Genomic DNA, 13009 nt, shown 5'->3' with positions numbered 1-13009 from the left:
TTATTACATTATAGAAGTGGCGTTCTTACACCGAAACTATTGCTTTTCGACGTGAAGGCAAACAATAATTCATGTGCTTGGTGCATCCTGTTACGATGGCGCTGCAGTTGAGGAAAATGAACATGTTACGCATTCTTTCGGAAGAAATTGCAGTCAATCTGAAGGACCGCCTGCGCGAGGTTCGATACATGATTCGTCGCAATCGCCATGAAAGTTTGCAGGGTGAGCAATCGGCGGCGCGTCCCGGAGAAATCGTATCGCCGGAACTGTTGCTGGGACATGCCGCCAGCATGGTAGACAAGGCACTGACCACGGCTGAAACGATTTCGATTTCGCTGATTTCATCGAACCCAAATGTGCATAACAGCGCGCCGCATGTGAAAAGCCTGTCTGTCTATTTCGGTGCTGGCGCCGAGGGTGCGCGTGCTTTTCGTAAGGATATGTATTACCTCACGAAAGAAGTGCTTCGCCGCCATCAGTTGCCGAATGTGCTGATTCATGAAACTGCATTTGTCACGGTACATGCCAGGATGATGCGAAAACATGGCGCGTTGCTGAAGAGCGTCTTTTCTGCCGAGGCGGGTGATAGGAAGATTGTGGCAACGGCCAAAGCTGTTGCAGCCATGTTTCTGGAACTGCTTGACGAAAGACCGGTAAGATTTATCTCGTTGGATGGTCACTGTGACCCGCAGGCGCTGCGCAGTTTTGAAATGACATGCTTTGCGGCAGTTGGTGTTGCCTGCGGTTTGGCAACCGCAAAAGCGACCGATCTGGCAGGCGTTGATCCTCTGGAAAGCGCCATTTTGGCGCTGGATGTACGTCACGATCGTCTCATGCAGGCTGCAGAAGACCGCGATGAGGCTCAGCTCGAAATATTGTTCCAGACTTTGATTGCTCATCTTCCATAAAGGTAAAAGCCCGGATAGCGATATCCGGGCTTCTTATGGGGGGCTTGCAGGCAAGATCTAACTGCCAAACATATCCGCGATATGCTTTTTTGCGCGTGGAATTGAAGCTGGGCTCATGCTGAGTTCTGTCAATCCCATACGAATGAATTCGCCGATAAGCTCGGGCTTCCCAGCTGCTTCACCGCACATGCCCACCATGATGCCTGCTTCAGTTCCCGCTTTTGCGGTCATCTCGATTGCAGCCATTACAGCTGGATGACTGACATCATTAAGCTTCGCAACGGTTGGATTGAGCCGATCAGCAGCCATCACATACTGCGTCAGATCATTGGTGCCGATGGAGAAGAAAGCTGATTCTTTTGCAAGCTCCCGGGCTGCGAAAACTGCCGCAGGAGTCTCGATCATTACGCCCAGGTCAAACTCGGAAAATGCTTTGCCTTCGGTTTTAAGCTCAGTAATGCATTCCGCGATAAGGCGTTTGGTCGCGCGGATTTCTTCAATATCCGAAACCATCGGTAACATGACTTTGAGATTGCCGTTAACCGCTGAGCGCAACAGCGCCCGCAACTGCGGTTTGAACACATCGGGGCGGTCCAGACACATGCGAATGCCGCGCCAGCCAAGGAAAGGGTTTTCTTCCTCGGGAAACTCAATCCCCGCAATCGGCTTGTCACCACCAATATCCAGCGTGCGAACGATAACCGAGTTGGGCGCAAAAGCTTTCAGCAGTGCGGAATAGGTTTCGGTCTGCATATCTTCGGAAGGCAGATGAATGTGCTTCATGAAGAGAAGTTCGGTACGGAAAAGTCCGACCCCCATCGCACCGGCTTCCAGCGCTACATCGATCTCTTCCAGCGCACCCATATTGGCTGCGACTTCAATGATTGTTCCGTCGGCGCGACGCGGCGTGATGGAGCGGTAAGCATCCAGCGCCTGTTTTTCCTGCAACGCTTTGGAAATACGCGTTTCGATTTCGTTGCGGGTAGCCAGAACTGGATCGGCGTGAACGATGCCGAAGCTTCCATCCACCGCTACGGTTTTCGCATTTTTGAGCTGTTGAACGGCGCTTCCAAGGCCAAGAACCGCCGGAATGCCGTGTGTGCGCGCGATGATGGCCACATGTGATGTTGCGCCGCCGTGACCGCAGACCACACCTTTGATCTTCTTGAGTGGTGCGCGCGCCAAATCCCACGCGCCTATGTCTTCAGCAATGAGTACTGAGCCTTCCGGCAGTCCTTCCAGATTGATGTCTTCCTTGCCAAGCAGAGCAAGGCAAATCTGGCGGCTGACCGCATGCACGTCGTCTGCGCGAGCATTGAGGTAGGGATCATCAAGTGCCGCAAATTGTCCGGCAACCGTGGAAGCCGCAGCAAGCATCGCAGAAATGGCATCTAGACCACCTCGAATAAGCCCAAGTGCCTCGTCGGTCAGGCTATCATCCGCAGCAATATCCTTTAAGGCTGCAATGATGCCTCTGTCAGCGTCAGCGAGATTGCCGCTGGAGAGTGAAGCATCCATGCGTAGCTGCACTGTCGCGATGGCCGATTTGAAATGGGTAATCTCGGCATCTATTTCGGATGCCGCAAGCTTTCGGCCCAAAGGTTTGAGTTCTTCAGGAAAGAACGGAAAAGCTGTTCCCAAAGCAATGCCTTCACTTGCCCCGACGCCTTTAATCTGTCCGGCAGGCAATTCTACTGTATTGACTGGTTGAGCGACGGGTATTGGCGCGGTTTCGGTTTGCGGCGCGGGAGCGACCGCCGGGGCTTCTTCGAGGCCAGCCTGCGGGTTTTCCAGATAACCAATCAAAGCTTCGATGGCTTCAATGGCATCGGCACCATCGGCACGAACGGTTACTTCATCGAGCTCTTTCACACCAAGCAGCATCAGCTTGACGGAACTTTTGGCGCTTACACTTTTTCCGGCCTTGGCGATTTCGATGTCGCTTTCAAAACCCTTGGCCAGTTTAACGAAGCGGGTTGCGGGGCGCGCATGCAGCCCTTCACGCACCCGGACGATAGTCGAGCGTTCCATTTATATAAGCCTCAAAGCGACATCTGAAACATTCCAACATCATGGGTGTTGAAATCTGTTCCAATTATCTGTTTTAACACGTAATCCCAAACCCAATGATGACCAGATTCAGCCGCCGATGGTGATAATCTGCCCTTCTTTGAGGGCAGCGACAAGCTCTTCGCCGACGATTTCAGTAGCGCAAATTTCGCCCGGTCGATCTGTGGACTGTGCGCCCGTAAACGAAATAACGACGTGGCCAATTTCTCGTACTTTTTGCCAGGCGCTATCGCCGACGGCAGTAATTTCTGCGTTGAGTGAGCCAATAGTGATGCGAGCTCCGACTGCAGGTGCGGACACTTCAGGTCCTTCTTCCACGACATGCATCACGGACACTTCAGCGAGCTCGGGTGGCGAGCCATCAGCAAAAAGAATGAGAACGCCGCCTTCAGCGAGATCCGCAACTTCCGGGCCGATCGCGGTGATCCGCGTTTTGAGATGTATCGACATAGAGGCGGTCCTTTCTTGGTATGGTCGTTCGATGCCCACGAAAGTTGATCCGGAACATCGATATTGTACATGTTTGGGAAATCGCCTGCCGCTGTTTTGCTGCGGCAGGCTGAGGAGATTAAAGCACAGCCAGGCTGACAACCCATGCAATCAGAACCGATAGCGGCCCCATGATCTGACGGCTGATCAGAACTGCCGGAACACCAATTTCGATTGTTTTGGGTTTAGCTTCTCCAAGTGCCAGACCAACCGGCACGAAGTCGCAACCGACCTGCGTGTTGTAGGCAAACAGTGCAGGCAGGGCCATCGCCGGAGCGATTGTGCCATTGGCGATTTGCGGCCCGATGATCGCCACGCCGACAACCTGTGCGATAACCGCACCTGGTCCGAGGATTGGCGACAGGAACGGCAAACCGCAAATTGCGGAAAGCACGAGCAGGCCGACAATGTTATTGGCGAGCGGCCCGAGCGGTTGGGCGAGAATATCGCCAATGCCGGTATAGAGGATCAGGCCGATCAACATCGTTACGAATGCCATGAACGGCAAAACGTTACGAATAACCTGATCGATTGTGCGGCGACCAGCCTGGAAGAAGATACCAACCACACGGCCCATCACGCGGCCGATGCTGCTGATAAGGCCTACAATACCGCCTTCGCTTGGCAGTTCTACCGGAGCAGGAGTTTCTTCTTCTGCGGCTGCTGCAGCAGGAGCGGCTGCGGCCGAACCATCAGCTGGAACGATGTTTTCCGGTTTCACACCCGAAACATAAATGTCCTCGGTGATGAATTGCGCCAGAGGCCCGGATTGTCCAACCGGCGTGATATTCACCGTCGGAATGCGCTTGCGCGGGTAAACGCCGCAACGAGCCGTGCCACCGCAGTCGACAACCACAACGGCCATTTCGCTTTCGATTGGCGGCGAACGGAATCCATCAACGGCTTCCGCACCGGTCAGTTCGGCAATCCGGCGCGCAAGCGGATGAATGCCACCGCCAGTGACCGAAACCACCTTGTTGCGCTGTTCGTTAGGCTGAATGACAAGCGGGCCGCCCCAGCCGTTTGAGCCGCGGGAAATCTTTACTGCTTTATAGATCTTCACCATGTCGTCCTCCCAAATCCCGCTTAAAGCTCAATGCCCTGACGCCGCGCCATGATGGCGGTGATGCGTTCTGTGAGCATGCCCTTAAGGAGGATCACGACGAGACCCACGATGGCGTACCAGATGGCGACATTGATGTGATAACCGGTTGGAACCGCGCCCTTCTTCTCAAGCTCGAGAAGTGCAACGAGCACGCCACCCCAGACGAAATATTCGCCCGGATTGATATGCGGGAAGAGACCCAGCGGCGGATGAACGTAGGAAACTGCCGCATCATAGAAGGCAGGCTTGTATTTCTCGTCCAGAAACGAACCGAATGTATAGGCCATCGGGTTGGTCAGGAAGAATACTGAAAGAACCGGCAGGACCGTGTAACGGGTGAGCGCAATACGTCCGGCGCTGCGTGCGATACCGTGAACACGCTTTTCACCGACGAGTTCGGTTACGGCATAGAACGCGGTCATCAGTACGACGAGTGTCGGAATAATGCCCGTTACAAACCCAGCAAAAACTTCGCCGCCTTTCTGGAAAACACCGATGAAGTGCTTGCCTATCGAAGCAAGCCAGCCGAGCTGTTCTTCTTGCTGGACATTCTGAAGGCGTTCCTTGAACTGATCGACGGTAATCCCGCCACTGCCAGCATCGCCCGGCGCGGTGGTTGTTGCTTGCGCAAGCTGCAGCAAGTCATTTCCCGCGTGCTCTGCCGCATGTTTGCCATGCAGGGCCACATCGGAAATCATGCTACCGGCCATATGTATTGATTGCATTGTTACGTCGGCATGTTGTGCCAACATCGTCACTATCGACATTGCTCCTCCTCGATTGCTTGTTTCAGGCAAGCAACTCCTATGCTCCCACTGCTTTCAGACCTTCGAGCTCGATCCCATCGGATTGGTCTCTTATGCGACCGATCTGCTCCATCGCCTGTTGGGCAGCAGCCACCACTTCAGGCGTTCCTTCTTCGATTGCGGGATTGTTTTGCAACTCGCTGAGGCGCACTCCCTCGAAGCCTTCACGGCGGATGAATTTTGCGAAAACCGTCCGTCCGCTCATCTGCAGGAAGCGTCGCACCACCAGATTATGGTCTACGACGATCAATACGATAACACCTTTGCCGAAACGGCCTCGTATGTGTCCGGCACCAACAAAGCCGTCGGAATATTTCGAAGTGATGCCTTTCATCACATCGGAATAGTGGCGCATCTGGAACCAGACGCCCAGCGACTGGAAGCCCCATAGCAGGGCGAGCGCCAGCAAAGCCCATTGCCAGATAGCCATTTTGTTTTCCTCCCACGAAAGACAAACAGGATATTTTCCGAGTTTGCATTTCATCAAATAGAGAACATTTGTCTTCTGTAATGTCAATATGTATAATTTTGACGCTAAATGAAGCCGAATGGCGACTGACATTTGAATCGGTTTCGAATAATGTCTTTTGCAAACGGGAGATCGCTCGCAACATGGACTTGCTACTCAGAGAACAAATGGCATCGATGCCTGATTTGCGGCATCGATTGCGTCAGTTGCGTTGGTTCAGGGCGACGTTCCGCAGACATGCCAGCCTGCTGCATGAGCTCTATGGCGTTGAATACGACATTGATGAAAAGAAGCTTACCGAGGCGTTTTTGAATTGGGTGGAGCTGGTCAATCAGAACAAGCGCTTTGCCAAGGTGGACCGTAAGGACTTCATCACCTTTGCTGCAGGTCTTGTGCTGCGCGAATTGATCCGCTTGTCGCCTGCCAGGGTTGTTTCACCACCAAAACATGCGACAGGCGATGCTGCGCGTCTTTATGAGATTGTCGACTTCTGGCCGGAGGGTTTTCTCTATACCAACTACTGTATCTGCGCGATTGCTGCTGTACAGGAACAGGAGTTCGGCACGGTTCCAGATATAGATCAATGTGCAGATGAATTACGCACATGGTGGTCCTATAAGGAAAACATCGCTGAAATGCCTGGTTATGCCATTGCATTTCTCGATAAATTTCTTGGCGGAGAGCCTAACTGGGTCATGCCGGATCTCGCATCGGCGCGCGCAGCGGTGAAGCGCGCTTTGGGTGCGAATAGCAACAGTGTTGGGCAATTGCGCGAAAGGAAGCCAGGGTTGGATTGAATCGGAACGGCACTCTAATGGTTTGTTTTGACGTCTATCTTGTTCCGCACGCCGTTTCACATTTTCCGTGATGTGTTCCAGGCCATCAATGCGACAGGCATAAAGCAACGTGATTTTGCCTCGAACTTTATAGTCTTTTGCAAAAGCGAAGCGATCACATGCTTCTGATCAGTTTATACAGAGGGTTGCCAAAAAAACATAATTGCTCAACAAGGGTTGGAACTAGGCGCTCAATGTTGGAATTGGAACATAGCTTGAAACGCATCAAAATTGGTTTGGTTTGTCTCTTCCTGGCGGGCATTTCATCGGCGCATGCTCTTGAAGTCAGTTCACCTGCCGTTTTGAAGCCATCGCCGGAGCAAGTTGAAGCCGCTCATCTGACAGCAGAGTTTCTTACGCGTTTTCATTATCGACCTGTCGCGCTAGATGATGCGTTGTCGGTCAGGATTATGAACCGGTTTATCGACTCGCTGGATCCGGATCGGCTCATCTTTCTGCAGGCGGATGTCGACAAGTTCTTAACGGGCAACGAGGAAATCGATGACGCTATCGAACGTCAGGATTTGACCATCCCGTTTACCATCTTCAATACTTACCAGATGCGCATCATTGAGCGCATGACGTTTGCGCGCAGCCTGCTCAAGCAGGGCTTCGATTTCAGCAAGCAGGAAGATTTCGCGATCGTGCGCGACAAGGCCCCCTGGCCGCGATCGGCTGAGGAAAGCAATGACCTGTGGCGCAAGCGTGTCAAGAACGATTGGCTGCGCCTGAAGCTGGCCGGTAAGGATGATGCGACTATTCGCAAGACGCTCGATAAACGCTACGAAAATTCCATTGAGCGCACGTTTAAATATAACAGCGACGATGCCTTCCAGTCATTCATGGCTGCCTACACGACATCGGTCGATCCTCATACCGATTATTTCGGCGCAAAGGCCTCAGCCGAATTTGATATCTCAATGAAGCTGTCTTTGGTCGGCATCGGTGCCGTTCTTCAGGAAAGGGACGACTATACGACCATTCGCGAACTGGTTGCGGGTGGCCCGGCGCAGTCATCGGGCAAGCTCGCCGTGGGTGATCGTATCGTTGGCGTTGGGCAGGGCACAGAAGGCCCGATCAAGGAAGTGATCGGCATGCGTCTCGACGAGGTGGTGCAGATGATCCGCGGGGATAAGGGATCAACTGTGCGGCTCGATATTCTGCCGGTTGATGCTGGTCCGGATGGCAAGCATCATGTCATCACTCTGGTTCGTGACAAGATCAGTCTTGATAAGCAGGCCGCGCAGAAGAAGGTTCTTTCAGTGAAGGACGGGGATGCTTCGCGCAAGATCGGAGTGATTACTCTGCCAGCCTTTTATGAAGATATCGAAGCGCGACGCAAAGGCGACAAGAATTACAGGAGCGCAAGCCGCGATGTTGCAAAGCTCATTGCAGAGCTGAAGCAGGACAAGGTCGATGGCATTTTGATCGATCTCCGCAACAACGGTGGCGGCTCACTCAGTGAGGCGATTGATCTGACTGGCCTGTTTGTTGGAAAAGGGCCTGTGGTCCAGCAGCGCAATGCAAGCGGTGAAGTCAAGGTTGAAAGCGACAATTTTCCTACACCCGCGTGGAAGGGGCCGCTGGGCGTGCTGATCAATCGCGGGTCCGCTTCGGCTTCCGAAATTTTTGCTGCGGCGATACAGGATTATGGACGTGGCGTGGTCATAGGCGAAACGAGTTTCGGCAAGGGAACCGTACAGACCGTCGTTAATCTCGACGAAGTGGCCAAAAATCCCAAACCGGAATATGGCGAGCTTAAATTCACCGTCGCCCAGTTCTTTCGGGTTGACGGGGGGACAACGCAATTGCGTGGCGTGACGCCTGATATCACTTTGCCGGGGCTTTTCGATCTCAAGCTAGTCGGTGAATCAAGCTTCGACAATGCTTTGCCCTGGTCACAGGTCAAGGCAGCAAAATATAAGTTTTCGGACGCCATAAAGACGTTGTTGCCAAAGCTGCAAAGCCTGCATGATGAGCGCGTGCAGAAAAGCCCGGAATTCCAGGACTTTGTGCAAGATGTGGCAACGTTGAAGGCGCAGCGCGAGAAAACAGTCATCTCCCTCAACGAAACAGAACGTCGCAACGAGATGGCCGCTCAGGAAAAGCGAGCCAAGGCGCGCGGAAAAGTCAATGATGGCATCGATACGCAGATTGATGACGGCCTGCAGTCGAACGAGCGAAGCTTGAGTGCCGATCTCGCCATTGAGAAAAACCGCAAGAGCGCGACAGACGTTCTACAAAATGAGGCTGCGGCTATCGTGAACGATTTGGTTGATTTACAAAACAGTGCACCTAAACGTGCAGCCAACTAGTTGAAAGCAGGGCGGAAGCCCTGCTTTTCTTTATGTCGGTTGAGATCGTATGTCGAAAAGCTCGAAACGGCGTTCAGAAAGTGCGTAAAAACAAAAAGATACTGCATAAAAAAGCCGAGTCTACCCTCTATCAAAGCCGACATAGTTGGGGTGGCTCTGCCTCGGGAAATGAGTAAACCTCGTTACATCCGTCAAATCACGCCATTAAATTTCATCTATTTTGTCCCTCAGCGTCGGCCCCTTCACGAAGTCGCCCAATTCCGCGGCCATTTCTCGTATTTTCTCGTAATGTTACAGCGCTTTCGGTCCGAGCTTCACCGCAATGGCATCGATCATCAAATTGAGGACCACATTGATTGCCGCCGTGGAATCCCAATAGGTTTTGACGGCGGAATGCGCCTCGAAAACATAATCGGTATAGGGAAATGCCCAATGGCTGAACTTGTCGGTAACGATGACCAGCGGCATTTCCATATCTTTGATCCTCTGGGCCAACTTGATGCTCCATCCCAAAGCTCGGTGGTGGCGAGACTATAGGTGATCTGCTCCTCTGAAATGTCCTCGCAATTTGGTTAGTCTGTTCTCCGGAGAAGGAGACGGAACATGAAACGATCCCGCTTCAGCGAAGAACAGATCATCGGAATATTGAAGGAGCATCAGGCTTGGATGTCGATAACCCCTAGCAAGGGGTCCTTATTCCATGCCGAATGACAACGTGGCTTTTAAAGTCAATTATTTGTAAGCGGAAACCACGATTTCAATCAGCGTATCGCCACCCAGATCAGCAACACCAACGGTTGCACGGGTTGGCAGCAGCAAAGGATCAATCCATTCCTTCCAGACCTTATCCATTTCGGGCTTCTTGTTGAGGTCTGTTACGAAGATGGTGGCTGCCAGAAGCTTGGTCTTATCCGTGCCTGCCTGCGCCAGATAGCTGTCGAGCTTGGCAAGGATTTCGCGGGTCTGACCGGCCATATCCAGGCTTTCGTCATCACAGGTGGTTCCACCGACATAGACAATGCCATTGTGTTCGACGACGCGATGCATGATCGGCGTCTGAATGAAACGCTCAGCCATAGTTCAATCCTTTCAGATGGTTGGGGATTTATCCGGTTGCTCGCCGGTAACGGCGAAAATTGCATGGGGGGGGTGAGGCAGTGCTGCGATTTCGCAAAGCGGCACCGGTTTCACCGGAGCGCGCAGGCGATAGAAACCGACTGATTGAGGCGCACGGTTTTGCACCTCGGCCAGAATTTCCGTGACGGTGGAACTGCACATGCGACCCTGACAGGGACCCATGCCGCAGCGGAACATGGTTTTAAGCTGGTTGGGGCCGGCAATATTGCAGGCCGCCGCGTCGCGGATTGCGCCTGCGGTTACTTCTTCGCAACGGCAGACAATCGTTTCCCGATCCGTTGGTGCGCGAAATGCTTGTGCAGGCAGATAAAGCGCGTCGATAAAGGATCGCCCGCGTTCGACGCATCGCGCTTGCGCCTGCAGCTTTACGATTTTTGACGCCAACGATGTTGCCAGTGCTGGAAAGATATCCTGACAGGCCGCGAGCGCAGCGATACGCCCGCTCTGCTCGGCAACCAATGCACCGCCAATGCCGCTGCCATCACCGGCAATATAGATGGCCGGTATGGACGAACGCCCGTTGCCGTCGAGTTGCGGTTGAAAACATTTCTGACCGTCGTTCCAAATCAGAGCGCAGCCCGAAGCATTGGCGAGATTGTTGTTGGGGATCACACCCTGATGCAGGAAGACGCTATCGACAGCAAGCCTGTGTGTCTTGCCTTTTGCCGAAAAGCAGATCGCTTCTGCTTTGTCTTTCCCTTCAATGGTTATATTGGTGGCACTGGAATAAACCGGCACCGACTTGCGCACCTTTAAGAGAAGCGAAAGCCCCTTCAAGGCATAGGGCGAGAAAAGGAACGAAAACAGGCTTGGCGCGGCTTTCATGTAATTTGCGCCGGGCGTCGTATCGAGCAATGCTGCAACCTTGCCGCCCGCCTGCAACAGTTGCGCGGCGAACATGTAGAGCAGTGGGCCTGTTCCCGCCAGAACCACACTTCCGTTGGGCAGGAGGCCGGAAGCCTTCAACGCAATCTGTGCTGCGCCAACGGTCATAACACCGGGCAATGTCCAGCCCCTGACAGGCATCGGGCGCTCCATCGCGCCGGTCGCGAAGATCACGCGGTGCGCTGAAACAATCCCGCTATTGCCGCTTACCGATACGCGCAGATCAACGCCGTTGTTGTCCCCATCCTGTGGTTCCACACTCCAGACGAGGGCCTGCGGCACATAGGTGGCATTGCTGGCGATGAACGCTTTCAGGACTTCTTTGCCCCGCCAGTAGTCGGTGCCGAGAAACGGCCTGCGGGCAGTCGTATTGTGTTCGATGCCACGGTAAATCTGGCCGCCGGCGGCAGGGTTTTCGTCGAACAGAACCACGTTAGCGCCAGTGGCGCTTGCCTCTGCGGCTGCCGACATGCCTGCTGGTCCCGCGCCGATAATGGCGAGGTCGTAAAACGCGCCGAGCGCATGAATATCGGAAAGTCTCTTGAGCATTGTCGTCATGGTTCCACCCGACGCGCACCGGTCTGGGAAGAAATAATCATTCCATTGGCCACAAGCGTCATGCAAGCCTGGCGGTTCTGAATACCATCAATGGTGACCAGACATTCAAAGCAGATGCCCATCAGGCAATAGGGCGCTCGCGGTTGATCACCAACGACGCTGTTTCTGAGCCGGTTGATACCCTCTCCAAGCAGCGCTGCGGCGACAGTTACATTGGCAGGTACCGTCAAGGTACGCGCATCGAATGTGATCGTCACGGTTTCCTCTGGTGTCTCAGTTTTAAGGAACATTTTAGGAGACATGAAACCTCCGGCCTGAGAACGCCTCACCAGCAAGTTGTTTGGCATCGGCTGCTATTTCCTGCGCCACGATCAGGGCATGGTTGGCTGCAAGCGTGACGCCGGAATGGCACATGACGGCGTAAGCGCCCGGGTGGCTTTCGGATTGTTCATAAATCGGCAGGCCGTCCGGTGTCTTGACCCGAAACCCGGCCCAACTGCGAATGACATTGACCTCGGCCAGATGTGGGAATGTCCGCACTGCTCTGTTGGCCAGAACCGCGCTGATGTCCTGATTGGTGGCGATCCGGTCCGTGTGGGTTTCCTGACTGTCGCCTATCATGACGCCGCCTTCATCCGCCTGCCGCAGCGTCGCCGCCGTATAGGGAAAGAATGGCGCGCATTTCTCCGTTACAAGAATTTGGCCTTTGCTGCGCACAACCGGCGTATCAAGACCGACACTCTTGGCAAGCTCTGCATTGCCGTTGCCCGCAGCAAGAATGACGCGCTCGGTGAAGACCTCACCCCATGCGCCACTCAGGAGAAAGCCGCCGTTTTGCGGGGTGATGGACGAGACTTCGCAATGCGGTTCGTAGGCAGCGCCGAGTTTGATCATGCCCGTATGCAATGCGCGAAACAGGCGTAGCGAATTCACGTCGCCGTCCATCGGCGAATAGATCGAGCCGATCACATCCCGACCGATGGAGGGAACCATTTTGGCCGTTTCCTGATGGTCGAGCACGACATGTTCGGGGGCGTCATCGCCAAGTTCCCGCGCCACTGTCGAGACGTCTTCGGCAAACATTTGAAGCTCGCGCTCGTCGAGGCAGAAGGTAAAGGCACCCGTCTGCTTCAACGCCGCATCAAGTCCGGTGACATCCCGCAATTCGTCTGCAAAAGCGGGCCACAGGCGTGCAGATTGCATTGTCCAACGGGCATAGTGTGGTGCGCCTACGCCTTTGCCCTGTACCCAGATGAGCGCGAAGTTGGCACGGGATGCGCGCAGGGACAGGTCTTCTCCATCGAGAAGCATTGGACGCAGACCGGATCGGGCGAGACCCCAGGCGATGGCAGAGCCAACCAGTCCCGCTCCGATAATGACTATGTTCTGATCCGGCAATCTGCGCATTCGTAAGTTCAATCTGTTGTCACA

At 53.9% G+C, this 13009-nt stretch carries 13 protein-coding genes; 3 read left to right on the top strand and 10 right to left on the bottom strand.

What is annotated here, in order from left to right; translation table 11 throughout:
- Positions 1–122 precede the first annotated feature (122 nt).
- Positions 123–908, top strand: coding sequence for a hypothetical protein (locus F9K94_RS17740; RefSeq protein WP_061345665.1), 786 nt, complete (start codon positions 123–125; stop codon positions 906–908).
- A gap of 57 nt (positions 909–965) precedes the next feature.
- On the opposite strand, the gene ptsP is transcribed toward F9K94_RS17740, so the two are convergent.
- The 5 genes from ptsP to F9K94_RS17715 form a co-directional block, all read right to left on the bottom strand.
- Positions 966–2939 carry a phosphoenolpyruvate--protein phosphotransferase gene (gene ptsP / locus F9K94_RS17735; RefSeq protein ID WP_151647329.1) on the bottom strand — a complete coding sequence of 658 codons (1974 nt, stop codon included), beginning with the start codon at positions 2937–2939 and terminating at the stop codon, positions 966–968.
- 108 nt (positions 2940–3047) lie between these two features.
- Positions 3048–3428, bottom strand: a complete 381-nt coding sequence (locus F9K94_RS17730) for a PTS glucitol/sorbitol transporter subunit IIA (RefSeq protein ID WP_061345663.1) — start codon at positions 3426–3428, stop codon at positions 3048–3050.
- A 118-nt stretch (positions 3429–3546) separates the two neighbouring features.
- Positions 3547–4533 (bottom strand): PTS glucitol/sorbitol transporter subunit IIB, encoded by a 987-nt coding sequence (srlE, locus tag F9K94_RS17725; protein WP_151647327.1) that lies wholly within the window; start codon positions 4531–4533, stop codon positions 3547–3549.
- Between the two features lie 20 nt (positions 4534–4553).
- Entirely contained in the window at positions 4554–5339 is a 786-nt protein-coding gene (gene srlA, locus F9K94_RS17720; RefSeq protein ID WP_151647324.1) for a PTS glucitol/sorbitol transporter subunit IIC, read from the bottom strand.
- Between the two features lie 37 nt (positions 5340–5376).
- Positions 5377–5808, bottom strand: a complete 432-nt coding sequence (locus F9K94_RS17715) for a transcriptional regulator GutM (protein WP_151647322.1) — start codon at positions 5806–5808, stop codon at positions 5377–5379.
- 182 nt (positions 5809–5990) lie between these two features.
- Here F9K94_RS17715 and F9K94_RS17710 point away from each other — a divergent pair, with 182 nt between their 5' ends.
- Together F9K94_RS17710 and F9K94_RS17705 are read left to right on the top strand one after the other, a co-directional pair.
- Entirely contained in the window at positions 5991–6644 is a 654-nt protein-coding gene (locus tag F9K94_RS17710) for a hypothetical protein (protein WP_151647320.1), read from the top strand.
- A gap of 233 nt (positions 6645–6877) precedes the next feature.
- Positions 6878–8998: a carboxy terminal-processing peptidase gene (locus F9K94_RS17705; RefSeq protein WP_151647318.1), complete on the top strand. Its 2121-nt coding sequence runs from the start codon at positions 6878–6880 to the stop codon at positions 8996–8998.
- Between the two features lie 291 nt (positions 8999–9289).
- Here the strand turns inward: F9K94_RS17705 and F9K94_RS17700 are convergent, their stop codons facing one another.
- The 5 genes from F9K94_RS17700 to F9K94_RS17680 all read right to left on the bottom strand — a co-directional run bounded on the left by F9K94_RS17700 (position 9290) and on the right by F9K94_RS17680 (position 12985).
- Entirely contained in the window at positions 9290–9493 is a 204-nt protein-coding gene (locus F9K94_RS17700; RefSeq protein ID WP_151647316.1) for a MurR/RpiR family transcriptional regulator, read from the bottom strand.
- 237 nt (positions 9494–9730) lie between these two features.
- Complete coding sequence (locus F9K94_RS17695) at positions 9731–10075, bottom strand: RidA family protein (protein WP_151647314.1); 345 nt, start codon at positions 10073–10075, stop codon at positions 9731–9733.
- Between the two features lie 12 nt (positions 10076–10087).
- Positions 10088–11578, bottom strand: a complete 1491-nt coding sequence (locus tag F9K94_RS17690) for an FAD/NAD(P)-dependent oxidoreductase (protein ID WP_151647312.1) — start codon at positions 11576–11578, stop codon at positions 10088–10090.
- The gene (locus tag F9K94_RS17685) at positions 11575–11868 is read right to left on the bottom strand and encodes a (2Fe-2S)-binding protein (RefSeq protein WP_061345656.1); all 294 of its coding nucleotides are present in this window, start codon (positions 11866–11868) and stop codon (positions 11575–11577) included. Before F9K94_RS17685 ends, F9K94_RS17690 begins: the two co-directional genes overlap by 4 nt.
- Before the next feature lies 1 nt (position 11869).
- Entirely contained in the window at positions 11870–12985 is a 1116-nt protein-coding gene (locus F9K94_RS17680) for an NAD(P)/FAD-dependent oxidoreductase (protein WP_151647310.1), read from the bottom strand.
- Between the last annotated feature and the right edge of the window lie 24 nt (positions 12986–13009).

Origin of the sequence: Brucella tritici (genome assembly GCF_008932285.1) — a bacterium.
In the GTDB taxonomy this organism is placed as follows: domain Bacteria; phylum Pseudomonadota; class Alphaproteobacteria; order Rhizobiales; family Rhizobiaceae; genus Brucella; species Brucella tritici.
The sequence above is the reverse complement of the archived record's forward strand: the minus strand, read 5'-3'. Positions and strand labels throughout refer to the sequence as shown.